We start from the raw sequence: 21,743 nt of genomic DNA, 5'->3' as shown, positions 1-21,743 counted from the left end.
CTCAGGCGGCGAGTTCGCCCTCGATCCGGGCGACGGCCTCCTCCGGAACGTCGAGGGCTTCGGCGAGCCGCTTGAGGAATTCCCGCTCCTGAAGCGTGTCAGCCAGGACGGAGAGGCGCACCGCCGAGTAGATCCGCGTCGCCTGCTCGGGCGTGTTCACCGCATCCGCGATGGTGTCGAGGTCGACCGGATCGGCGACCTCGGCCTCCAGCCAGGCCGCCCCGTCCCTCGCGACCCCCGAGGCCTGGACCGCCGCGTCGAGGCGCTGGCGCTCGTCCTTGTCGATCATGCCGTCGGCCAGGGTCGCCGCCACCATCGCGCGCAGCATCCAGCGCGCCTCGTCCTCGTCGACGCCGGGGGCCGCCGGTGCCTCCTCGGGCTCCGGCAGGGTCGATCCGCGCAACGCCCGCGCGGCGAGGCCCGCCACCAGGGCGAGGCCGCCGAGGGCGGCGGTGGCCGCGAGGCGGCCGCGGCGCGCGCGCACCAGGGCATCGACGACAGGCTTCACATCGACCATGGCGGGCATCCTTCCGAACCGCTGAAATCGAGGCAGCAACCCGCGAGGGACGCGGCGGGTTCAGATCGGCTCGTCGCCGAGGGCCAGACGCCGGGGCATGCGGCGAGGCACCCTGGGATGATTTGACCCCGTCGCGCGGTGCCGCCACCATGCTAGCCTTGCGGGGAAGGCGCGGCGGCCATGCGACGCGCGAGGAGCCAGACACGATGGGCGAGGCCGACCCGGCGACCTCCACACGCGGCGGACAGGCGTCGGATTCGCGCGCGACGGCCCCCGAGGCACGGGGACCCGCCCTGCGCCAGCGGCTCGACCGGCTGGTCGCCCGCTCGCAGGCCGCCGGGCTTTGGGAGCGGGCCTGGCCGATCCTGTGGCGCGGCATCGGCCTGGTCCTGGCCTTCCTCACCCTGTCCTGGCTCGGGCTCTGGCTCGACCTGCCGCCGCTCGCCCGGATCGCCGGCATCGCGCTCTTCGCCCTGGCCCTCGTCGCCGTGCTCCTGCCCCTGGCGCGCCTGCGGCGCGACAGCCGGCGCGCGGCCCTGGCCCGGATCGACCGCGCGGCCGCCGCCAAGGGCGGTCCCCTCTCCCACAACCCCGCCTCCTCGATCGAGGACACCCTCGCGGTCGGCACCGCCGATCCGGCGACCCGCGCCCTCTGGGCCCTGCACCAGGCCCGGGCAGCCGAGGCCGTGGCCGGGCTGGCGCCGCCGCCGCCGCGGCCCGGCATGGCGCGGCGCGATCCCTTCGCGCTCCGGGCGGGCCTGATCGTGGCGGCGGTGGCGAGCCTGTTCGTGGCCGGTGCCGAGTGGCGCCCCCGCATCCTCGGCGCCTTCGACTGGCGGGCGCCGCCGGCGCCGGGGCCGACCTTCCGGGTGGACGGCTGGATCGATCCGCCGCTCTACACCCGCCTGCCGCCCCTGGTCGTGACCATGAACGGCGAGCGGCAGCGCCTGCGCGCGCCGGTGAACTCCACCCTGATCGTGCGGATCGCCGGCCAGGGCGAGGCGGTGCTGGCGCCGAAGGCCGGGCTGAAGGCATTGCCGGGCAAGCCGCCCCATGCGGACCTGCGCGAGGACCGCTTCCAGCTCACCGGCGGCGTCGCCGACCTCACCGTCGCGGCGGGCGGCACGACGCAGCACCTCCTCGTCGAGACGATCCCCGACACGCCCCCCGAGGTGGAGCGCATCGGCGCCCTCGAGGTCAATGCGCGCGGGACCTTCAACCTGACCTACCGGGCCAAGGACGATTACGGCATCGCCTCGGCCGAGGGTCTGGTCGAGCCCCTGGCCAATACCCGCGCCCTGGTGCCGCCGCCCAAGATCGCGCTGGCCCTGCCGGCCGATGCGACCGGCGAGCACGAGACCAAGACCCTGGTCGACCTCACCGACAATCCGTGGTCCGGAGCCCGCGTGCGCCTGACGCTGGTGGTGAAGGACGAGGCCGGGCAGGAGGGCCGCACGCCCACCGCCGAGGTGACGCTGCCGGCCCGGATCTTCGCCCAGCCGCTGGCCCGCGCCCTGGCCGAGGAGCGCCGGCGCCTGATCACCGCGCCGGACGAGAGCCGCGGCCGGGTGCAGACCGCCCTCGACGCGCTCCTGATCGCCCCAGACACGTTCACGCCGCAGCCGAGCGTCTTCCTCGGGCTGAAGACCGCCGCCCGCCGCCTGCGCGCCGCCCGCAGCGACGAGGCCCTGATGGAGGTGGCCGACCTCCTCTGGGAGATGGCCCTGAAGATCGAGGACGGCGACCTGTCGGACGCCGAGAAGAGCCTGCGCGCGGCCCAGGACAACCTGAAGCAGGCGATCGAGCGCAATGCGCCGGATGAGGAGATCAAGAAGCTCACCGAAGACCTGAAGCAGGCCCTCGACAAGTTCATGAAGGGCATGGCCGAGCGCCAGCGCAAGGACCAGAAGCCCCAGGCCGAGAAGAGCCAGCCCAACCCGAACGCCAAGACGGTGACGCCGGACGATCTCAACAAGATGCTCAACGACATGGCCGAGGCCATGAAGCGCGGCGACACCGCGGAGGCGCAGCGCCTGCTCGACCAGCTGCGCGAGATCCTGGAGAACCTCCAGACCGCGGAGCCGGGCGGCAAGTCCGACCCGAACGGCCGCGAGATGAGCAAGCAGGCCGACGAACTCGACAAGCTCTCCCGCGAGCAGCAGGACCTGCGCGACGAGACCTTCAAGGACGGCCAGGACAAGCGCGGCCAGCAGGGGCAGGGTCAGCGCGGCCAGCGTCCGCAGCGTGGGCAACAGGGCCAGCAGGGCGAGGGCCAGAAGGGCCAGCCCGGGCAGCAGGGTCAGGGTCAGCAGGGCCAGGGTCAGCAGGGCCAGGGTCAGCAGGGCCAAGGTCAGCAGGGGCAGAAGGGCGAGGGCCAGAAGGGCGGCGCCGGCCAGCGCCAGCAGGCCCTGCGCGAGCGCCTGGAGGACCTTCAGCGCCGCATGAAGGATCTCGGCATGCAGGGCGAGGAAGGCCTGTCGGAAGCCGAGGAGGCCATGCGCGAGGCCGAGGGCGCCCTCGGCCAGGGCAAGGACGGCGAGGCGGTCGACGCCCAGGGCCGGGCGCTGGATGGCCTGAAGCGCGGCGCCGAGGGTATGCAGAAGCAGATGCAGGAGATGGCCGAGGGCGAGGGCGAGGGCAAAGGCGAGGGCGAAGGGGGCGAACAGCCGAGCCAGCAGGGCCAGGCCGGCAACCGCGACGACGATCCCCTCGGCCGCCCCACCAAGGGCCGCGACATGACCAACGGCAATGCCCGCGTGCCCACGGCGGACGAATCCGCCGTTCAGCGCACCCGCCGCATTATGGAGGAACTGCGCCGCAAGCTCGGCGACCCGAACCGCCCGCGCGAGGAGCTCGACTACTTCGAGCGCCTGCTGCGCCGGAACTGACGCGATGAACCCGCCCCCTGGGCTCCTCCCCTCGAGGAGTCCATATGGGGGGCCATATTCCCCGACCCGACAGAACCGAGACTGACGCCGTGATCTCCTCCAACACTCTCGTGCTCCTCGCCTGCGTCGCGGTGGCGGTGGTCCTGGTCCTCGGCCTGTTCAACATGATGCGCGGGGGCAGCGCCAACCTCTCGCAGAAGCTGATGCGCCTGCGCGTGCTGCTGCAGTTCCTGGCGATCATCTTCATCATGGGCGTGGTCTGGTGGCGCTCGGCCTGATCGCGCGCCGATGGCCGCCGCATCGTTCCTGAGTTCGGTCCTCGACCGACGGGTCGCGGCGATGCTGGGCCTGGGCTTCAGCTCGGGCATCCCCTTCCTCCTCGTCTACGTCACGCAATCGGCGTGGCTGTCGGAGGCGAAGGTGCCGATCGGCATCCTCGGGCTGATGAGCGAGCTCACCCTCGCCTACAAGTTCAAGTTCCTTTGGGCACCCTTCCTCGACCGCTACGATGCGCCCCTCCTCAGTCGGTTCGTGGGGCGGCGGCGCGGCTGGATCATCGTCTCGCAGCTCGGCGTGATGCTGGCGCTCGCCGGCATCGCCTTCGGCGACCCGGGCCACTGGCTCGCCTGGACCATCGCATTCTCCCTGGCGCTCGGCTTTGCCGGCGCGACGCAGGACGTGGTCATCGACGGATGGCGCATCACCGCGGCGCCGGTCGAGCGCCAGTCGCTGATGTCGTCCTGGGCCGAGATCGGCTGGCGCATCGGCAACCTCGTCGCCGGGGCCGGCGCCCTCTATCTCGCCGACGCCTATGGCTGGCGGGCGGCCTACCTCTTCATGGTGGCCGCGATGGCGCCGGGAGTGGTCGCCGCCCTGCTCGCCCCCGAGCCCGAGTCCGACCGGACCGCGACGCACGACCATCCGGGCTTCGTCGAGACCATCGTGGCGCCGATCCGCGACCTCGTCCGCCGCCTGGGTCCGCTGGCGGTCCCGATCTTGCTCATGGTCGCCGGCTTCCGCATGCCCGGCTACGTCGCCAGCGCGATGGCGATGCCGCTCTTCAAGAGCCTGCACTACTCCAACACCGACATCGCCACGGTGACCAAGCTGTTCGGCTTCGGCGTCGCCCTCGCGGGCACCTTACTGGCCGGCTACGTCGTCCCGCGGATCGGCATGATGGCGAGCCTCCTGGCCGGGACCGTGTTCGGCTCCGCTTCGCATCTCAGCCTCGCCTACCTGGCGCTGCACGGCGGCGATGGCGGGACCGCGTTCTGGACCTTCGCCATCGCGGTGAGCATCGACAGCTTCGCCTATGCCTTCGCGTCCATCGTGCTGATCACCTTCATGTCGTCGCTCGCCGCCTCCGAGCATGCGGCGAGCCAGTACGCACTCCTCACGTCCCTCTGCGCCCTCCCCGGCAGCCTGCTGGCCGGCGCCTCCGGCTTCGTCATCGAGACGACGGGCTTCGCCTGGTTCTTCGTGGCGACCTCCATCATCGGCGTGCCGGTCGCCTTCCTGTGCTGGTACGTCTGGCACCGCCAGGGCGAGACCGGGGCGATGGCGCCCGCCGCGGCGGCCTGAGGCTCCCGGCACCGGGGCCGGTGTTGCCCGGAGGTCTCACCGCACAGCTATCGCCGCCGCGAGGCCCCCGATGCCTGCCGGTGTCGCGGGCGGCCATGCTAGACACGTTCGGTCAAACCGGAACCGTCTCGATGCATTCCCACACGTTCCGCCTCGCCGTTGCTGCCGCCGTACTTGCCACGGCCATGCCGGTCCAGGCCGCCGACTTCCCGTCCGCGCCGCCGGCCGCCTATGTCAGCCCGGTGAAGCCCCTGAGCATTGTGTCCGAGGTCCGCATCGGCGGCGCCGTGCAGGATCCCGGCAGCGCCGAGCACAACACCAACAACATCAACGGCGAGATCCTGTTCTCCAAGCCGCTCGTGAGCATCGACCCGTTCTGGCAGGCCTTCGTGCCCCGGGCGACCGTCGGCGGCAGCTACAACTTCGGCGGCCGTACCAGCTACGCCTATATCGGCGCGACCTGGACCGTGGACCTCTTCCCGCAGACGCTGAACAACATCGTCTTCCTCGAAGGCTTCTTCGGCGCCGGCGCCCATAACGGCTATACCGGTCCCAAGCCCACGGCCCCGGCCGGGTTCAACACGCTGGGCTGCAACCCGCTGTTCCGCGAGGCGGCCGCCCTCGGCTTCCGGCTCACCGAGCACTGGAGCATCATGGCGACCGTCGAGCACATGTCGAATGCCGGCCTCTGCGCGAACAACCGCGGCCTGACCAATTTCGGCGGCAAGCTCGGCTACACCTTCTGAGCGCGCTGCAGTCCAGCACGCCGTGAGCCCTCGGGGCCGGTTCCGCCGAGGCGGGACCGGCCCTTCCGCTTTTTGCGCGACTCCATCTCGGGCGACTCCCACCGGCGGCGAACTGCGCTAGGTTCCCGCTCCTGCCAGCCCCGCTCAGGATCGGACGCCATCGTGGTCACCCTCAACCGCATCTACACCCGCACCGGCGATAAGGGATCGACCGCGCTCGCCAGCGGCGAGCGGCGCTCGAAGGCGGACCTGCGCATCGAGACCTACGGCACCGTCGACGAGACCAATGCCTGCATCGGGCTGGTGCGGCTGCATGCCGATCCGCGCCTCGACGCCATGCTCGGCGCGATCCAGAACGACCTCTTCGACCTGGGCGCCGACCTCGCGACCCCGGAGAGCGCCGAGCCGCCGAAATACGAGCCCCTGCGGATCGTCGCCGCGCAGGTGCAGCGGGTCGAGCGCGACATCGACGCCCTGAACGCCGACCTGTCGCCCCTGAAGTCCTTCGTGCTGCCCGGCGGGTCGCCGGCCTCGGCCGCCCTGCACCTCGCCCGGACGGTGTGCCGGCGGGCCGAGCGTCTGGCCGTGGCGCTCGCGGCCACCGAGGGCGAGATCGTCTCGCCGGAGGCCCTGCAGTACCTCAACCGGCTCTCGGATTTCCTGTTCGTGGCGAGCCGGACCGCCAATTCCAACGGCGCCGACGACGTGCTCTGGGTTCCCGGCAAGAATCGCTGAGAGCGGGCAGCGCGGAAAACCCGCCTCGCCGAGACCCAGGCATCTTGAATACCAACCGGACCGCGAACCGGCGGGTGCGTGCCCGGTCGGCGCCCTCGGCGGCCCTCCCCCCGGTGGGCGGCCGCGGGGCGCGTTGACAAGGCGGAAATGAGGCCGTTACGGTCCGCCGCCTCAATGACCAGGGTTCTGGACCTCCGGTTGTCCCGGAGTTCCTTTGCGCGCCGCGCCGGCCTGGTCGAAGAACATCATCCGCGCGGAGGATTGTGAACGCCATGAAGGTTCTGGTGCCCGTCAAGCGGGTCGTCGACTACAACGTCAAGATCCGGGTCAAGGCCGACGGTTCGGGCGTGGACCTCGCCAACGTCAAGATGTCGATGAACCCCTTCGACGAGATCGCCGTCGAGGAGGCGATTCGCCTCAAGGAGAAGGGCAAGGTCACCGAGATCGTCGCCGTCTCCATCGGACCGCAGCAGGCGCAGGAGACGCTCCGCACCGCGCTCGCCATGGGCGCCGACCGGGCGATCCTGGTGAAGACCGATGGCGTGGTCGAGCCGCTGGCGGTGGCCAAGATCCTGAAGGCCCTGGTCGAGAAGGAGGCCCCCGGCCTCGTCATCCTCGGCAAGCAGGCCATCGACGACGATTCGAACCAGACCGGCCAGATGCTGGCGGCGCTCCTCGACTGGCCCCAGGGCACCTTCGCCTTCAAGGTGGAGTTCGGCGAGGGCTCGATCGACGTCACCCGCGAGATCGACGGCGGCCTCCAGACCGTGACGCTGACCCTGCCGGCCATCGTCACCACCGACCTGCGCCTCAACGAGCCGCGCTACGCCTCACTGCCCAACATCATGAAGGCCAAGAAGAAGCCCCTCGAGGAACTGGCTCCCGATGCCCTGGGCGTCGACGTCACCCCGCGGGTCACCGTGCTCAAGACGGTGGAGCCCGCCGGGCGCAAGGCCGGCATCAAGGTCGGGTCCCCGGCCGAACTCGTACAGAAGCTGAAGGGCGAGGCCGGCATCCTCTGAGGCGCCGCCGCTTCCACGGTTTCAAGAGCCCGCCGCCTCGCCGCGGCGGGTGAGACGGGGTCCGGGACCCTCCCGCTGATCGATTTCGAGGTTCGCACACCATGGCCACCCTTCTTCTCATCGAGCACGACAACGGCGCGGTCCGCGACGCGAGCCTCAAGGCTCTGACGGCCGCCGTTTCCCTCGGCGGTCCGGTCCACGCGCTCGTGGCCGGCGCCGGCAGCCGCCCCGCCGCGGAGGCCGCCGCCAGGCTCGACGGCGTCGAGAAGGTGCTGCTGGCCGAGGACGCCGCCTACGACCATCTCCTCGCCGAGCCCACCGCCGCCCTGCTGGTCTCCCTGGCCGAGCCCTACGACGTCATCGTCGCGGCGGCCTCGACCACCGGCAAGAACGTGCTGCCGCGGGTGGCCGCCCTCCTCGACGTGGCGCAGATCTCCGACATCATCAGCGTGGTCTCCGCCGACACCTTCGAACGCCCGATCTACGCCGGCAACGCGATCCAGACCGTGCAGGCCGGGGCGGGCAAGAAGGTGATCACCGTCCGCATGGCGGCCTTCAAGCCGGCAGCCGAGGGCGGCGCCGCGGCGGCGATCGAGCCGGTCCAGGCGGCCGCCTCGTCGGGCAAGTCGAGCTTCAAGGGCGAGGAAATCGCCAAGTCCGACCGTCCGGAACTGGCCGCGGCCAGGATCATCGTCTCCGGCGGCCGCTCCCTCGGCTCGTCGGACAAGTTCAAGGAGCTGATCGAGCCGCTGGCCGACAGCCTGGGCGCCGCCGTGGGCGCCTCGCGCGCCGCCGTGGATGCCGGCTACGCCCCGAACGACTGGCAGGTCGGCCAGACCGGCAAGGTCGTGGCGCCGGAGCTCTACGTCGCCGTCGGCATCTCGGGCGCGATCCAGCATCTCGCCGGCATGAAGGACTCCAAGGTCATCGTCGCCATCAACAAGGACGAGGATGCGCCGATCTTCCAGGTGGCGGATTACGGCCTCGTCGGCGACCTGTTCCAGATCGTGCCCGAGCTGCAATCCGAGATCGCCAAGGCCAAGGGCTGATCCGGAACACCGGTTCGAGGGTCGGGCGGCGACCGGTGCGCTCCCGGGCGCATCGGTCCACCCGCGCGAACGGCGTCTCCGGCATGGAATTGCTCTAGGACGCTGCCGCCGCGGGACGTTATAAGCGAGGCGGGCGCCCTCGGCGGCCGGGCGGGGGGCCCGGAGCGCGACGGAGGCATGCCCCAGGGGTGCGAGTGCAGACGATGGGCATCGATATCAGGACGGTCGGCATCATCGGCGCCGGGCAGATGGGAAGCGGCATCGCCCATGTCTGCGCGATGGCAGGGCTCGACGTCCGCCTGAACGACCGCGACCCGGCCCGCATCCACAACGGCCTGGCCACCGTCGACGGCAACCTGGCACGTCAGGTCGCCAAGGGCAGCATCGCCGACGAGCAGCGCCGCAACGCCGTCTCCCGCATCGTGGCGGCCGAGACCTTCGACGACCTCGCGCCCTGCGACCTTGTGATCGAGGCGGCCACCGAGGACGAATCGACCAAGCGCCAGATCTTCAGCACGCTCTGCGCGTCCCTGAGGCCGGACGCCCTAATCGCCACCAACACCTCGTCGATCTCGATCACGCGCCTGGCGGCCTCGACCGATCGGCCGGAGCGCTTCATCGGCATCCACTTCATGAATCCGGTGCCGGTGATGCAGCTCGTCGAGCTGATCCGCGGCATCGCGACGGAGGATCCGACCTACGAGTCGGCGAAGGCCTTCATCGCCAAGCTCGGCAAGATCTCGACGATGTCGGAGGATTTCCCGGCCTTCATCGTGAACCGCATCCTGCTGCCGATGATCAACGAGGCGATCTACACTCTCTACGAGGGCGTCGGCTCGGTGGAATCGATCGACACGGCGATGCGCCTCGGGGCGAACCACCCGATGGGTCCGCTGCAGCTGGCCGATTTCATCGGTCTCGATACCTGCCTGTCGGTGATGCAGGTGCTCTATGAGGGGCTGGCCGACTCGAAGTACCGGCCGTGTCCGCTGCTGGTGAAGTATGTCGAGGCCGGCTGGCTCGGACGCAAGTCCAAGCGCGGCTTCTACGACTATCGCGGCGAGACGCCCGTGCCGACCCGCTGAGGCGGACCGGCACGCACGATCCGTCCTACTGCTTGTTGCCGTTGGCGGCAGGCTGGGCCGGGCTCGGATAGGCCGGGTTCGCGGTCGGCACCGAACCGGTGTTCGACGACGACGTGGCGTTCGAGCTGCCCTTCACGGAGCCGGTGACTTCCTGGCGCGAGGCGTCCTGGCTCTGGCTGGCATAGTCCTTCGGCGAGTTGGCGCCCTGCCAGGTCATCAGGCCCGTGATCGCGATCGCGAGCAGCACGAGGCTGGCGACGAGGACGTAGAGCACTGGCTTGCCGCGCTTGCCCTGCCGGGCTTCCTGACCGTGTAACTTCTCGACCATGCGATCCTCGCTTGAACGGTCCTGAAGACCGATGTTTCGACCCGAGCGTCGATTCCCGTGAATCCCGCTCGTGATTCTGGCTCGGGTCTGAAACGCGACGGTCGAGAGCGGAGTTCCGCCCGGGTCCGGTCTTAGCGGCCGGTCACCAGCATGATCTTGCCGAGATGGGCGCTCGATTCCATCAGCGCGTGGGCCTTGCGCGCCTCCTCCAGCGGGAAGGTGGCGTGGATCACCGGGCGAATGGTCCCGGCCTCGAGCAGCGGCCAGACATCGCGGGCGAGGCCTTCGGCGATCGCCGCCTTCTCGGCCTTGGGCCTGGCCCGCAGCGTCGCGCCGGTGAAGGTCAGGCGCTTCATCATGATCGGCGTCATGCTGAAGGCGTCGACCTTGTAGCCCTGCATGAATGCGATCTGCACGAGGCGGCCCTCGATCGCCAGGGCCGAGAGGTTCTTGGCGAGGTAGGGCGCCCCGACCATGTCCAGGATGACGTCGACTCCGTTGCCGTCGGTCAGCCGCTTCACCGCCTCGACGAAATCGTCCTCACGGTAGTTGATCGCGGCCTCGGCGCCGAGCTCGCGGCAGAAGTCGCATTTCTCGGCCGAGCCGGCGGTGGCGAAGACGCGGGCGCCGTGGTGCTTGGCGATCTGGATCGCGGTCGAGCCGATGCCGCTCGATCCGCCATGGACGAGGAAGGACTCGCCGGCCTTGAGGCGGCCGCGCTCGATCACGGTGCTGTAGACGGTGAAGTAGTTCTCCGGCAGGCCGCCGGCCTCGACCAGCGAGAGCGACGACGGCTTCGGCAGGCACTGGCCGACCTCCGCCACGGCGAACTCGGCATAGCCGCCGCTGATCACCAGGGCGCAGACCTCGTCGCCGATGGCGAATCCGGAGACGCCCTCGCCCAGGGCGACGATGCGGCCGGCGACCTCGAGGCCGGGGATCTCGGTGGCGCCCTTCGGTGGCGGATACTTGCCCTCGCGCTGCTGGATGTCGGGCCGGTTGATGCCGGCGGCCACGACCTCGATCAGGACCTGGCCGGCACCGGGCTGCGGCAGCGGCACCGTCTCCAGGGCTAGCACGTCGGGCCCGCCGGCACCGTCGAAGCGGATCTGTCGCATGGTCTCGGGCAGGCTGGCTGTCATCGGGATCTCCTCCTCGGAGCCCCGTCATGTGCCGCCGGAGCCGCGCTTGGCAAGATCGCGCCCGTTCCGGGCCTCAGCGGGTCCCGTACATCCGGTCGCCGGCATCGCCGAGGCCCGGCACGATGTAGCCGTGGTCGTTGAGATGGCTGTCGATGGCGGCCGTCCAGACCGGCACGTCGGGATGGGCCGCCTGGAGCCGGGCGATGCCTTCCGGAGCGGCGAGCAGGCAGACGAAGCGCAGGTCCTGCGCCCCGCGCTGCTTCAGGAGATTGATCGCCGCCACCGCCGAATTCGCCGTGGCCAGCATCGGGTCGAGGACCAGCACTGTCCGGTCGACGAGGTCCGAGGGGGCCTTGAAGTAGTATTCCACCGCCTCCAGGGTCTCGGGATCGCGGTAGAGGCCCACATGCGCCACCCGGGCCGAGGGCACCAGGGACAGCATGCCGTCGAGGAAGCCGACGCCGGCGCGCAGGATCGGCGCCAGCACGAGCTTCTTGCCGGCGATCTGGGGCGCCTCCATCGCCTGGATCGGCGTCTCGATCGTCACGGATTCCAGGGGCAGGTCGCGGGTGACCTCGTAGGCCAGCAGCATGCCGATCTCGTTGAGGATCTGGCGGAAGCCCTTGGTCGAGCGCTCGCGCTGGCGCAGCAGGGTCAGCTTGTGCTGCACCAGGGGGTGATCCACCACCCGGACGGTCGCGGCTTCTGCCTGCATCGCTGATCTCCAAGAAGCCGAGGTCTGAGGCGGCCGAGCTCGGATCCACGGCACGGCGGGTCCGAGGCAAGACCGGGACCGTTCCTAGAGCATCGCGGCAGCGCGAGCGAGGGTGTTCGATTCGGCCGCGCGCACGAAAAAGGGCTTCCGGCCTGCGCCGGAAGCCCTCGTGTTGCAGGGAGATGAACTCGTGCGTCAGACCGAGCGGGTGGTGTCCGCGCTGCGGCGCTTCTGCATGAAGGCGTCGAACTGCTCGCGGTCCTTGGCCCGCTTCAGCTCTTCGACGAACTCGGCGAAGGCGCGGCTCTCCTCCTGAAGGGCGCGGCGCTGGGCCTCGAGGCGCTCGATCTCGCTCCGGCGATAATCGTCGAAGGCACGGTTGCCCGTGCTGCCGCCATTGGCGGCCTCGAACGCGGCGGCGAAGCGCGAGCGCGTGGCGCCCGCGTTCCACGAGAGACCGCGGCCGGCCAGGCCCCGCAATTCGCCGAGCGCAGGATACCCCGCCACCTTCCAGGCGACGTAGGCGGCGGCCAGGGGCCACCAGTAGACGAAGGCGACGACGATCGCGCCGATTTCGAGGGACCGCTTGGGGAAGGGGCCGCTACGGCAGACCTTCCCGGTGGTGAAGGGGGAGGAAGAGAAGCTCACGGCTCACGGCTCCAATGTAAATGTGAACGACATTCACTTGCGGATGGTCCCGTGCGCTTTCAAGGGGCGGTCAGGTTCCAGCGGCCCTTATTCCCGGGACCGGTTGCCGGCCGCCGCACCGTGGACGAGGGCGAGGACGCCGGCTCGCAGGAGTTCGTACTTGTCCGGCATGCCGGACGCCTTCGGCAGGTGCCCGGAGGCCGAGAGCGTCGCGAGGCCGTGCGCGAGGGCCCAGACCTCCAGGGCGATGAAGCGCGGCGGGGCACCGCCGAACCCCTCGGGAAACGTCGATTGCAGCGCCTCGACCAAGAGATCGAAGGGGCTCGGCCGGGTCGACGCGGCCTCGTTGGGGATCGCGGCGGCGAGGCCGCGTGTCTCGAAGATCGCCGCGTAGTAGCCCGGCTCCTCCTCCGCGAAGGCGAGGTAGGCCTCGCCCATCCGGGTGAAGCGCTCCAGGGGCGTACCCTTCGCGCTGAGCGCCCGGGCGAGGCGCTCGGCCAGATCGGCAAAGCCGCGGCCCGCCACCTCTTCGAGGAGCGCTTCCCGGCCGCGGAAGTGGCGGTAGAGGGCCGCGGGCGTGACGCCGACGAGGCGCGCGGCATCCACCAGCGTGAAGCCGCCGATCCCACGCTCGGCGATGAAGCGGCGCGCAGCCTCGATCAGCGCCTCCTTGAGGTTGCCGTGGTGGTAGCTTCGCCGGTCGCCCGGTCCTTCTCGCCAGTGCCGCACGCCAAACTCCCCGCCCCCGCTCCGAATCGACATGACCGGTCGGATGGGCTCAAGGTTCCCCCTGATCCCCTCCCCTAACACGAAGGGCGCAGCTTTCGAGCCCTGCCGAGGCCGGGCGGTTCCGAATCGCCCTCGGTTTCCGTTATCCCATGGGCGGAACACGGGATTTTGCCGGCGACCCAGCTTGCCGCGAGCCGCGCTTTGACCGCATGGTGTTTACGATTCAGACACATGTGGGTGCAGGGGGCCGTGCAGGATCGATCGGGACGGGACGACTTCGAGACCCTGACGGACCTCATCTACGAGGCTGCGGTCCTGCCCGAACTGTGGCCGGCGGTGCTCGACCGGCTCGCCGAGATCGCCGGCGCCCAGGGCACGGTGCTGATCGCGGCCGACCTCGAGTCGCATCGGTGGATCAATTCCGCGTCGCTCGACCAGGTCATGGCGGATTTCGCCGCCGGGGGCTGGAGCGGCGCCGGCCAGCGCACGGCGCGGCTCCTCGGTGCCCGGCATGCCGGCTTCATCCGCGAGGAGGACGTCTACACCCAGGCGGAACTGGAGCAGGACGTCCTGATCCAGCAGTTCCTGCGCCCGCGCGGCCTGGGCTGGGGCGTCGCCACCGCCTGCCCGCTCACCACCGGCGACACGCTGATCTTCAGCGTCGAGCGGCGCTACGTCGACGGCCCGGTGCCCCATGCCGTGATCAAGGTCCTCGACACCCTGCGGCCGCATCTGGGGCGGGCCGCCCTGGTCTCGGCCCGGCTGAAGCTGGAGCGTGCGCGGGCGGCAGTGAGCGCCCTGGAGGTGATGGGCCTGCCCGCCGCGGTGCTGGGTTCCAGCGGGCGCCTGCACGACCGCAACGAGGGCTTCGCCGGCCTCGTCCCGCGGGTGGTGCGGGATCACCGCGAGCGGATCACCCTCGCCCATCCGGGAGCGGATGCGCTGCTGGCCGACGTCCTCGCGGGACGGCGGGCGCAGACGGCGCGGTCGATCCCGATCCCGGCCGGCGACGATGACCCGGCCATGGTCCTGCACCTGCTGCCCATGCGCGGCCTGGCCCAGGATGTCTTCGGCGGCGGCACCCTGCTGATGGTCGCCGCACCGGTCCTGCCGCGTCCGGTCCCCGGCACCGAGCTTCTCGCCGGGTTGTTCGACCTCACGGCCGCCGAGGCGCGCATCGCGCGCGGCATCGCCGACGGCGCCACCATCTCGCTCCTCGCCACGCAACAGAGCGTCGGTGAGGGCACGATCCGCAGTCAGGTCAAGGCGATCTTCGCCAAGACCGGTGTCACCCGTCAGGTCGATCTCGCCCGGCTGATCTCCGGGTTCAGTCTGGTCCGGTGATCGCCCGCGGTCACCGGGCGTCGCGACCGTCGGCCCGATCGAAGGCCAGGGCGCGGAACAGGATGACGTTCGAGAGATCGTACGGGGTGGCCGGATCGGGGCTCATGCCGGCCTGCCGGATCTCGCGTGCGGGAATTTCGCTCGGCCGAAGCTCCGCGGACGGGCCTGCGTCGTTCAGGGTCTGGCTCGGCTGGGCCGCCGTCGCGGGATTGATCAGCAACGCGATCACCCGATCGCTCGTGCCGCGCTGAACGTGCCGTGCAAGCCGCCGGCGCATCCAGGGCGCCCTCGTCCATTTCTCAAGCATGACCGCCCTCGCTCGTGGTTACGGGCGACAGTGAAGCCCGCAGGCAGCGGCCCTTCATCCCCCATTTGGGGGAGGTTGAAAATTCCTTCCTCGAAGATGGAAGTTTGTCACAAAACTCAAAGATGGAAGTTTGTCACAAATCCTTCGGCCACATGGCTTTTACAGGCGGAACAGCGAGCTCGCCCGTTCGAGGGCCACCTTCTTGGCGAGGCGCGCCGCCTCGAGGCGCTCCACCTCAGAGCGCAGGAGCGCGATTCGCTCTTCCAGATCTTCGACGGACAACGTGTCGAGGGGTTCGCCGACCCGGTGCGCGATGGTCTGTCCGGCGGCTCGGTCGTCCTCGTCCCTCATGATGGTCTCCCAATCGTGCGTCAGAGCCAGGATGTTCCCGCATCCAGCCGGGTCGTTCCGAGATGATGCGCCAGGGTCGCGCCGATATCGGCGAAGCTCTCGCGTCGTCCGATCGATCCCGGCGCGATCCCCGGTCCGAAGGCCAGCACGGGAACCTGTTCGCGGGTATGCTCGGTCCCGGCCCAGGTCGGGTCGTTGCCGTGGTCTGCGGTGATCACGCAGAGGTCGCCGGGGCGAAGGACGCGCTGGATCTCCGGCAGGCGCGCGTCGAAGCGTTCGAGCTCGGCGGCGTAACCCGGCACGTCGCGGCGGTGGCCGTACTCGGTGTCGAAATCCACGAGGTTGAGGAAGACGAGCCCGCCCTCCGGCAGCGCCGCGAAGGCCGCGAGCGCCGCGTCGAGGCAGGCGGCGTTGCCGCCGGGCTTGATCTCCCGGCCCGTCGCCCGGTGGGCGTAGATGTCGCCGATCTTACCGACGCTGACGACGCTCCGGCCCGCGGCGTCCAGCACGTCCAGCAGGGTGCGGCCGGGCGGCTCGACGGCGTAGTCCTTGCGGTTGGCGGTGCGCCGGAATCCCTCCGCGGTGCTGCCGACGAAGGGACGGGCGATGACGCGGCCGACCCGGTAGGGATCGCAGAGATCGCGGGCGATCCGGCAGGTGGCGTAGAGGCGCTCCAGCCCGAAGCTGTCCTCGTGCGCCGCGATCTGGAAGACGCTGTCGGCGGAGGTGTAGCAGATCGGCTTGCCCGTCCGGACGTGCTCGGCGCCCAGGCCGTCGATGATCGCGACCCCGGCGGCGTGGCAATCGCCGAGGATGCCCGGCAGGCCGGCCTGCGCGATCAGCGCCTCGGTCAGGGCGGCCGGGAAGGTCGGGACCGCGACGGGAAAGTAGCCCCAGGGATCGCGGACCGGTACGCCGGTGATCTCCCAGTGGCCCGAGGGCGTGTCCTTGCCGGCGGCGGTCTCGACCGCGTGGCCGTAGACCCCCGCCGGATCACCGGAGAGGTCGAGGCCCGGCGGCACCGCACCGGTCGCGCCCTTCGCGGCGAGGCCGAGGCCGAGGCGGGTCAGGTTCGGAAGTGCCAGAGGCCCCGCGCGCAGACCGGCCCGGTCCCCGCGCCCCTCGGCGCAGGCGCGGGCGATGTGCCCGACCGTGTCGGACCCGGCATCGCCGTAGCGGTCGGCGTCCGGGGCGCCGCCGATGCCGACGGAATCGAGCACGATGAGGAAGGCGCGGGCCATCGGGCTTCCCTCAGGCCGGGATCGGGTCGGCGACGGCGTCGCTCTGAAGATCGAAGGCGGCGGCGAACAGCGCCTGGGTGTAGGCGGTCTGGGGCGCGGCGAAGATCGCCTCGGCCGGACCCTCCTCGACGACGTGGCCGTTCTGCATCACCAGCACGTAGTTCGCGAGCGCCCGCACCACCTTGAGGTCGTGGCTGATGAAGAGGTAGGCGAGGCCGCGCTCGCGCTGGAGGTCGCGCAGGAGGGTGACGATCTGGGCCTGGACCGAACGGTCGAGGGCCGAGGTCGGCTCGTCGAGCACCACGAATTTCGGCTTGAGCACGATGGCGCGGGCGATGGCGATGCGCTGGCGCTGGCCGCCGGAGAACTCGTGCGGGTAGCGGTTCATGGTCGCCGGATCGAGCCCGACATCGGTCAGCGCCTTGGCGACGACCGCCTGGCGCTCGGCCCGCGTCTTCACCGCGCCCTGGACCACGAGCCCCTCGGCGACGATGTCGGCCACCGTCATGCGCGGCGAGAGCGAGCCGTAGGGGTCCTGGAAGACCACCTGCATGTCGCGGCGGACCGGGCGCATGGCGGCGGGCGGCAGGCCCGCGATGGAGCGGCCGAGGAAGACGATCGGCCCCTCGCAGCCGGTGAGGCGCAGGAGCGCCAGGCCGAGGGTGGTCTTGCCCGAGCCGGATTCGCCGACGACGCCGACGGTCTCGCCGGCCCGGACGCGCAGGGAGACACCGTCCACCGCCTTCACGTGGCTGGTCGTCCGGCGCAGCAGGCCCTCCCGGATCGGGAACCAGACCTTGAGGGGGCCGGCTTCCAGCAGGGGCGCTGCGTCCTCCGGTATCGGGTTGGCCCGGCCCTTCGGCTCCGAGGCGAGCAGGCGCCGGGTGTACTCGTGCTGCGGGCGGGCGAAGATCTCCGCCACCGGGCCGGCCTCGACGATGCGGCCGGCGAGCATGACGCAGACGTTGTCGGCGATGCGCTGCACGATGCCGAGGTCGTGGGTGATGAACAGCATCGCCATGCCGAGGCGCTTCTGCAGGTCCGCCAGCAGGGTGAGGATCTGCGCCTGCACCGTCACGTCGAGGGCGGTGGTCGGCTCGTCGGCCACCAGCAGGTCGGGCTCGCAGGCGAGCGCCATGGCGATCATCACGCGCTGGCGCTGGCCGCCCGAGAGCTCGTGCGGATAGGCGTTGAGGCGGCGCTCGGCGTCGCGCAGGCCGACGAGTTCGAGGAGTTCGAGGATGCGCGCCCGCGCCTTGCGGCCCGACAGGCCGCGATGCACCTCCAGCACCTCGCCGATCTGCCGCTGGATCGTGTGCAGCGGGTTCAGGGAGGTCATCGGTTCCTGGAACACCATGGTGATGTCGGCGCCGCGGATGCCGCGCAGCCGCTTCTCCGGCAGGCTCAACAGGTCCTCGCCCTTGAACAGGATGCGGCCGCCGGGATGATAGGCGCTGCCGTCGAGGAGGCGCAGGATCGAGAGGGCGGTGACCGATTTGCCCGAGCCGGATTCGCCGACGAGGGCCAGGGTCTCGCCGGCCGTGATCGTGAAGCTGACACGGTCCACGGCGCGGGTCTCGCGCTCCCGCGAGCGGAAGGCGACCGACAGGTCCTGAACGTCGAGGAGCGTTTCGGGCATCGAGGCCTGTTCTGCAGCGCGGCGGAGGTCGTCGCCCCTTCCGTTATAGCGTGGGCATCCCGGATCGGCGAACGCGGATGCGCCGCGGTCGGCGCCCTTTGTAATTGATCGGCGCCGCGCACGCTCTACAACCCGCCGGTGACCTCGTTCCTCCGCCGCCTCGCCGCAGCCCTCCTCGCCCTGCTCCTCGTTCTCCCCCTCGCGGCCCGGCCGGCGAATGCCGCCGCCGAGGCGGCGACCGAGACGGTCGAGCAGGCCCTGTGCCGCCTCATCGAGGGCTCGGCCAAGGCACGCGGCCTGCCCGTGCCGTTCCTGACGCGGCTGATCTGGCGCGAGAGCGCCTTCCGCGTCGGCGCGGTGAGCCCCGTGGGTGCGCAGGGGGTGGCGCAGTTCATGCCCGGCACGGCCCGCGAGCGCGGGCTGACCGACCCGTTCGACCCCGAGCAGGCGATCCCGCACGCGGCCCACCTCCTCGCCGATCTCAACCGGCAATTCGGCAATCTCGGCCTCGCGGCGGCGGCCTATAACGGTGGGCCGGGCCGGGTCTCGGCCTGGCTCGCGGGGACCGGGGGCCTTCCGGCGGAGACCCGCAACTACGTGCTGGCGATCACCGGCTCGCCCGCCGAAGCGTGGCGCCCCGGTGCCGCGGTCGAGATGCCGGAGGGCGACGAGCCGAAGGCGAAGGACCCGGCGGCCAAGGGCTCGGAAACCAAGGGTTCCGAAACGAAGAGTTCCGAGGCAAAGGCCGAGACCGAGACGAGTTGCCTGAAGGTGACGGCGGCCCTGCGGATCCCGTCGCGCGGCGACCGCTTCGCCCTCGGCGGCAACGAGGGACCGGCGGCGCCCTGGGGCATCCAGCTCGCCGGAAACTTCTCGAAGTCCCTGGCCCTGCAGAGCTTCGCGCGGACACGGAAGCTCTATACAAGCGTCATCGGCGATGTTCGTCCGATGATCATCGGAACCCGCCTGCGCAGCCGCGGCACGCGTGCCTTCTACCGCGTCCGCATTCCGGCCCAAAGCCGCGAGGCCGCCGACGGGCTTTGCGGAAAAATCCGGCAGGTCGGCGGTGCCTGCCTCGTTCTGAGAACCTGACTGTGACATCGGACCGCGACGCCGTCGGGGGCGCGCCGGGACGGTCCGGAACGCCATGAATCCGCCGCGCCAGCCCTGTCACAGGGGGGACACGCCCCAACAGAGAGTTGCATGAACCGGGTTCTCGCCGTCCTTGGAAGCCTCGCCGGACTCGCGCTCGTCGCGCTCGGCATCACGGCCTGCTCGCCCCTCGCCTTCTTCGATGCGATCGGTCCCCGCGACCAGGGCGGACGGCTCAGCCTGAAGGACGCGGCCTTCGGCGCGCATCCGCGCCAGCGGCTCGACGTGTTCACGCCCGTGGCCGGCCCCACCGGGGCGCCCGTGCTGGTGTTCTTCTACGGCGGCTCCTGGAAGAACGGCGCCAAGGAAGATTATGCCTTCGTCGGCCAGGCCCTGGCCGCCCAAGGCTTCGTGACGGTGCTGCCGGATTACCGGCTCTACCCGGAGGTCCGCTTCCCAGACTTCCTCGACGACGGCGCGCAGGCCCTGGCCTGGGTCGAGCGGAACATCGCCGCCTATGGCGGCGACCCGAGCCGGATCGTCCTCGCCGGGCACTCGGCGGGCGCCTACAGCGCGGTGATGCTCGGGCTGAACCCCGCCTACCTGCGCCGGGCGGGCGTCGACCCGCGGGTGATCCGCGCGGTGGCCGGCCTGTCCGGTCCCTACGACTTCCTGCCCCTCGATGCCGGCACCGCCACGGAGCTGTTCGGCGAGGCTCCCGACAAGGCCGCGACCCAGCCAATCACCTTCGCGGGGCCGCACTCGCCGCCGGCCTTCCTCGCCTCGGGCGACGGCGACACCACGGTACGGCCGTCCAACACCCGCAATCTCGCCGCCCGCCTGCGCGCCGTCCGCGTGCCGGTACAGGAGCGGATCTATGCCGGCCTCGACCATGCCGACACGCTGCTGGCGCTGTCCGTGACCTTCCGCTCCAAGGCGCCCGAACTCGCCGAGATGGCGGCGTTCCTGCGCCAGCATGCCGGCGACCGGCCGCAGCAGGCGCGGATGATCGCCCGCTAGGGGCTCAGGCGCCGCGCAGGCCCTCCCGTGCCCTGCGGTGGTCCGGCGCCTCCGAGAAGGCCCGGTGCATCGCCGACCAGAGCGGCGTGCGCGCCAGCCGCTCGTCGAGCGGCAGGGCGCGCTGGGTCAGGCCGTCGGCGCGCCGGCGTTCCGGGTTGGTGTTCAGCCAGGTGTTGCGGTTGGTGATGTCCCAGGTGAGGACGTTGAGCACGGCCGCCTCGTCCAGCACCACGTCGAGGAAGCGGCGGGCGAGGTCGGACACCGCCCGGTCGCGGGCGCCGAGCGCGGCCGGATAGGTCCGGTCGTTGACGTCGAACTCCGTGACCTCGATGGCTAGACCCAGGCCGGCGACCTCCTTCAGGAAGCGGCGGAGCTTGTCCTGGTTCAGCGGGTGCCTCGCGTAGAGGTGGCCCTGCAGGCCGAGGCGGCGGATCGGCACGCCGCGCCGCCGCATCCCCTCGAGGGTCCGCAGCACCATCGCGCGGCGCTGGTCGATCCAGTCCGCGTCGAGTTCGAGGTCGTTCTCGTTCCAGACCCCGGCCGCGCCCGGTGCGACCGCCTGCTGGATGCGGAACGCGAGATCGACGTAGCCGGGGCCGAGCGCCTCCAGCCACGGCGTGCGTCGCAGCCCGTCCGCGCGCCCGTCCTGGGGACCGCAGATCTCGTTGACGACATCCCAGGCCTCGATCCGGCCGCGATAGCGCCCGGCCATGGCGCCGATCCAGCGGCGCAGGAAGGCCTCGCCCTCGCCCGCCGCGAGCCGGGCCGCGACCCAGGCGGGCAGGCCCTCGTGCCAGACCAGGGTGTGGCCGCGCATGCGCTGGCGATTGCCTTCCGCGAAGGCCATGACCTCGTCCGCGTAGGTGAAGTCGAGGGCATCCGGCGCGCGCCAAGCATAGGTCAGCTTCATCGCGTTCTCGGACACGAGGATGCCGGCCTCGCGCGCGAGCGCCCGTCCGTAGGCCGGGTCCTGGCGCAGGGTCACCCCGTTCACCGCCGAACCGTAGACCACGCCCTTGCGCGCCGCCGCCGCCTGCAGACTGTCCGCCGACCACGACGGCGCGGCTGCCGAAGCGGGGCTCGCCGCGAGGCAGAACGCGCCGCCGACGAGAGCCCGACGGGTGGGACCGGGGGGCTTCACGCCCCGGCGGTCTCGCTCTCCGGCGGGATTGCCCGGGGCCGGCGGTCCGGTCCGATCGCCACGAAGGTGAACAGGCCTTCCGTCACCTTCATGGTCTCCTCGCCCTCGCGCTCCCGGCGCCAGACCTCGACCTGGATGCCCATGGATGTGCGGCCGACGCGCACGATCCAGGCATAGATGCTGACCTCGTCGCCGACGATGACGGGGCGGTGGAAGGTCATGGCCTCCACCGAGATCGTCGCGCAGCGGCCCCGGGAGCGGCGGGCGGCGATGTTGCCGGCCGCCAGATCCATCTGCCCCATCAGCCATCCGCCGAAGATGTCGCCCGCCGGGTTGGTGTCGGCGGGCATCGCGATGGTGCGGACCACCGGCGGCCCCCGGTCCTCAGGCTGGCGCGGTTCGGGAGCGTCGGTCGTCATGGAA

At 70.9% G+C, this 21,743-nt stretch carries 23 protein-coding genes; 11 read left to right on the top strand and 12 right to left on the bottom strand.

The features are described from left to right. Position 1: 1 nt before the first annotated feature. A complete protein-coding gene (locus AC0IWM_RS15310; protein ID WP_471756359.1) occupies positions 2 to 517 on the bottom strand; it encodes a DUF533 domain-containing protein in 516 nt (171 codons plus the stop codon). Positions 518 to 723: 206 nt separating this feature from the next. On the opposite strand from AC0IWM_RS15310, the gene AC0IWM_RS15305 reads away from it, so the two are divergent. From AC0IWM_RS15305 to AC0IWM_RS15270, 8 genes are all read left to right on the top strand, one after another. Continuing rightward, entirely contained in the window at positions 724 to 3,405 is a 2,682-nt protein-coding gene (locus AC0IWM_RS15305) for a TIGR02302 family protein (protein WP_471756357.1), read from the top strand. A gap of 92 nt (positions 3,406 to 3,497) precedes the next feature. Further along, positions 3,498 to 3,683: a twin transmembrane helix small protein gene (locus tag AC0IWM_RS15300; RefSeq protein ID WP_056474339.1), complete on the top strand. Its 186-nt coding sequence runs from the start codon at positions 3,498 to 3,500 to the stop codon at positions 3,681 to 3,683. 10 nt (positions 3,684 to 3,693) lie between these two features. After that, positions 3,694 to 4,986 carry an AmpG family muropeptide MFS transporter gene (locus AC0IWM_RS15295; RefSeq protein ID WP_471756355.1) on the top strand — a complete coding sequence of 431 codons (1,293 nt, stop codon included), beginning with the start codon at positions 3,694 to 3,696 and terminating at the stop codon, positions 4,984 to 4,986. A 131-nt stretch (positions 4,987 to 5,117) separates the two neighbouring features. Next, on the top strand, positions 5,118 to 5,732 hold the full coding sequence (locus tag AC0IWM_RS15290; RefSeq protein WP_471756353.1) for an acyloxyacyl hydrolase: 615 nt from the start codon (positions 5,118 to 5,120) through the stop codon (positions 5,730 to 5,732). A gap of 162 nt (positions 5,733 to 5,894) precedes the next feature. Continuing rightward, entirely contained in the window at positions 5,895 to 6,467 is a 573-nt protein-coding gene (locus AC0IWM_RS15285) for a cob(I)yrinic acid a,c-diamide adenosyltransferase (protein ID WP_471756351.1), read from the top strand. Between the two features lie 272 nt (positions 6,468 to 6,739). Beyond that, positions 6,740 to 7,489, top strand: a complete 750-nt coding sequence (locus tag AC0IWM_RS15280; protein WP_447676008.1) for an electron transfer flavoprotein subunit beta/FixA family protein — start codon at positions 6,740 to 6,742, stop codon at positions 7,487 to 7,489. Positions 7,490 to 7,590: 101 nt separating this feature from the next. Beyond that, the gene (locus tag AC0IWM_RS15275; protein ID WP_471756349.1) at positions 7,591 to 8,538 is read left to right on the top strand and encodes an electron transfer flavoprotein subunit alpha/FixB family protein; all 948 of its coding nucleotides are present in this window, start codon (positions 7,591 to 7,593) and stop codon (positions 8,536 to 8,538) included. 203 nt (positions 8,539 to 8,741) lie between these two features. Beyond that, positions 8,742 to 9,623, top strand: coding sequence for a 3-hydroxybutyryl-CoA dehydrogenase (locus AC0IWM_RS15270; protein WP_471756347.1), 882 nt, complete (start codon positions 8,742 to 8,744; stop codon positions 9,621 to 9,623). 25 nt (positions 9,624 to 9,648) lie between these two features. Here the strand turns inward: AC0IWM_RS15270 and AC0IWM_RS15265 are convergent, their stop codons facing one another. The 5 genes from AC0IWM_RS15265 to AC0IWM_RS15245 all read right to left on the bottom strand — a co-directional run bounded on the left by AC0IWM_RS15265 (position 9,649) and on the right by AC0IWM_RS15245 (position 13,185). Continuing rightward, positions 9,649 to 9,951: a hypothetical protein gene (locus AC0IWM_RS15265; protein WP_056473427.1), complete on the bottom strand. Its 303-nt coding sequence runs from the start codon at positions 9,949 to 9,951 to the stop codon at positions 9,649 to 9,651. Positions 9,952 to 10,082: 131 nt separating this feature from the next. After that, the gene (locus AC0IWM_RS15260; protein ID WP_471756345.1) at positions 10,083 to 11,093 is read right to left on the bottom strand and encodes an NAD(P)H-quinone oxidoreductase; all 1,011 of its coding nucleotides are present in this window, start codon (positions 11,091 to 11,093) and stop codon (positions 10,083 to 10,085) included. Between the two features lie 73 nt (positions 11,094 to 11,166). Then, positions 11,167 to 11,808 (bottom strand): uracil phosphoribosyltransferase, encoded by a 642-nt coding sequence (gene upp, locus AC0IWM_RS15255; protein WP_471756343.1) that lies wholly within the window; start codon positions 11,806 to 11,808, stop codon positions 11,167 to 11,169. Between the two features lie 195 nt (positions 11,809 to 12,003). Further along, the gene (locus AC0IWM_RS15250; RefSeq protein WP_471756341.1) at positions 12,004 to 12,456 is read right to left on the bottom strand and encodes a DUF2852 domain-containing protein; all 453 of its coding nucleotides are present in this window, start codon (positions 12,454 to 12,456) and stop codon (positions 12,004 to 12,006) included. 87 nt (positions 12,457 to 12,543) lie between these two features. Next, positions 12,544 to 13,185 (bottom strand): TetR/AcrR family transcriptional regulator, encoded by a 642-nt coding sequence (locus AC0IWM_RS15245; protein ID WP_471756339.1) that lies wholly within the window; start codon positions 13,183 to 13,185, stop codon positions 12,544 to 12,546. 231 nt (positions 13,186 to 13,416) lie between these two features. Here AC0IWM_RS15245 and AC0IWM_RS15240 point away from each other — a divergent pair, with 231 nt between their 5' ends. Further along, on the top strand, positions 13,417 to 14,529 hold the full coding sequence (locus tag AC0IWM_RS15240; RefSeq protein ID WP_471756337.1) for a helix-turn-helix transcriptional regulator: 1,113 nt from the start codon (positions 13,417 to 13,419) through the stop codon (positions 14,527 to 14,529). A gap of 10 nt (positions 14,530 to 14,539) precedes the next feature. Here AC0IWM_RS15240 and AC0IWM_RS15235 read toward each other — a convergent pair whose 3' ends face one another. The 4 genes from AC0IWM_RS15235 to AC0IWM_RS15220 form a co-directional block, all read right to left on the bottom strand. Further along, positions 14,540 to 14,758: a hypothetical protein gene (locus AC0IWM_RS15235; RefSeq protein WP_471756335.1), complete on the bottom strand. Its 219-nt coding sequence runs from the start codon at positions 14,756 to 14,758 to the stop codon at positions 14,540 to 14,542. Between the two features lie 237 nt (positions 14,759 to 14,995). Beyond that, positions 14,996 to 15,187: a DUF1192 family protein gene (locus AC0IWM_RS15230; protein ID WP_471756333.1), complete on the bottom strand. Its 192-nt coding sequence runs from the start codon at positions 15,185 to 15,187 to the stop codon at positions 14,996 to 14,998. Between the two features lie 20 nt (positions 15,188 to 15,207). Next, a complete protein-coding gene (locus tag AC0IWM_RS15225) occupies positions 15,208 to 16,428 on the bottom strand; it encodes a phosphopentomutase (RefSeq protein ID WP_471756331.1) in 1,221 nt (406 codons plus the stop codon). Positions 16,429 to 16,438: 10 nt separating this feature from the next. Further along, the gene (locus AC0IWM_RS15220) at positions 16,439 to 18,067 is read right to left on the bottom strand and encodes an ABC transporter ATP-binding protein (protein ID WP_471756329.1); all 1,629 of its coding nucleotides are present in this window, start codon (positions 18,065 to 18,067) and stop codon (positions 16,439 to 16,441) included. Between the two features lie 138 nt (positions 18,068 to 18,205). Here AC0IWM_RS15220 and AC0IWM_RS15215 point away from each other — a divergent pair, with 138 nt between their 5' ends. After that, complete coding sequence (locus AC0IWM_RS15215; protein WP_471756327.1) at positions 18,206 to 19,159, top strand: lytic transglycosylase domain-containing protein; 954 nt, start codon at positions 18,206 to 18,208, stop codon at positions 19,157 to 19,159. A gap of 111 nt (positions 19,160 to 19,270) precedes the next feature. Beyond that, complete coding sequence (locus AC0IWM_RS15210) at positions 19,271 to 20,179, top strand: alpha/beta hydrolase (protein ID WP_471756325.1); 909 nt, start codon at positions 19,271 to 19,273, stop codon at positions 20,177 to 20,179. A gap of 4 nt (positions 20,180 to 20,183) precedes the next feature. Here the strand turns inward: AC0IWM_RS15210 and AC0IWM_RS15205 are convergent, their stop codons facing one another. After that, complete coding sequence (locus AC0IWM_RS15205) at positions 20,184 to 21,320, bottom strand: endo-1,4-beta-xylanase (RefSeq protein WP_471756323.1); 1,137 nt, start codon at positions 21,318 to 21,320, stop codon at positions 20,184 to 20,186. Beyond that, the gene (locus tag AC0IWM_RS15200; protein WP_471756321.1) at positions 21,317 to 21,739 is read right to left on the bottom strand and encodes an acyl-CoA thioesterase; all 423 of its coding nucleotides are present in this window, start codon (positions 21,737 to 21,739) and stop codon (positions 21,317 to 21,319) included. The genes AC0IWM_RS15205 and AC0IWM_RS15200 overlap by 4 nt, the downstream gene beginning before the upstream one ends. Between the last annotated feature and the right edge of the window lie 4 nt (positions 21,740 to 21,743).

The organism is Methylobacterium sp. AC433 (assembly GCF_979253015.1).
The sequence above is the reverse complement of the archived record's forward strand: the minus strand, read 5'-3'. Positions and strand labels throughout refer to the sequence as shown.

Bases quoted from the DNA above. Each gene is read 5' to 3' on its own strand.
- AC0IWM_RS15310 (WP_471756359.1), bottom strand. From the start codon at position 517: ATGGTCGATGTGAAGCCTGTCGTCGATGCCCTGGTGCGCGCGCGCCGC.
- AC0IWM_RS15260 (WP_471756345.1), bottom strand. From the start codon at position 11,093: ATGACAGCCAGCCTGCCCGAGACCATGCGACAGATCCGCTTCGACGGT.
- AC0IWM_RS15295 (WP_471756355.1), top strand. From the start codon at position 3,694: ATGGCCGCCGCATCGTTCCTGAGTTCGGTCCTCGACCGACGGGTCGCG.
- AC0IWM_RS15305 (WP_471756357.1), top strand. From the start codon at position 724: ATGGGCGAGGCCGACCCGGCGACCTCCACACGCGGCGGACAGGCGTCG.
- AC0IWM_RS15290 (WP_471756353.1), top strand. From the start codon at position 5,118: ATGCATTCCCACACGTTCCGCCTCGCCGTTGCTGCCGCCGTACTTGCC.
- AC0IWM_RS15230 (WP_471756333.1), bottom strand. From the start codon at position 15,187: ATGAGGGACGAGGACGACCGAGCCGCCGGACAGACCATCGCGCACCGG.
- AC0IWM_RS15210 (WP_471756325.1), top strand. From the start codon at position 19,271: ATGAACCGGGTTCTCGCCGTCCTTGGAAGCCTCGCCGGACTCGCGCTC.
- upp (WP_471756343.1), bottom strand. From the start codon at position 11,808: ATGCAGGCAGAAGCCGCGACCGTCCGGGTGGTGGATCACCCCCTGGTG.
- AC0IWM_RS15280 (WP_447676008.1), top strand. From the start codon at position 6,740: ATGAAGGTTCTGGTGCCCGTCAAGCGGGTCGTCGACTACAACGTCAAG.
- AC0IWM_RS15200 (WP_471756321.1), bottom strand. From the start codon at position 21,739: ATGACGACCGACGCTCCCGAACCGCGCCAGCCTGAGGACCGGGGGCCG.
- AC0IWM_RS15225 (WP_471756331.1), bottom strand. From the start codon at position 16,428: ATGGCCCGCGCCTTCCTCATCGTGCTCGATTCCGTCGGCATCGGCGGC.
- AC0IWM_RS15275 (WP_471756349.1), top strand. From the start codon at position 7,591: ATGGCCACCCTTCTTCTCATCGAGCACGACAACGGCGCGGTCCGCGAC.
- AC0IWM_RS15270 (WP_471756347.1), top strand. From the start codon at position 8,742: ATGGGCATCGATATCAGGACGGTCGGCATCATCGGCGCCGGGCAGATG.
- AC0IWM_RS15265 (WP_056473427.1), bottom strand. From the start codon at position 9,951: ATGGTCGAGAAGTTACACGGTCAGGAAGCCCGGCAGGGCAAGCGCGGC.
- AC0IWM_RS15240 (WP_471756337.1), top strand. From the start codon at position 13,417: ATGTGGGTGCAGGGGGCCGTGCAGGATCGATCGGGACGGGACGACTTC.
- AC0IWM_RS15220 (WP_471756329.1), bottom strand. From the start codon at position 18,067: ATGCCCGAAACGCTCCTCGACGTTCAGGACCTGTCGGTCGCCTTCCGC.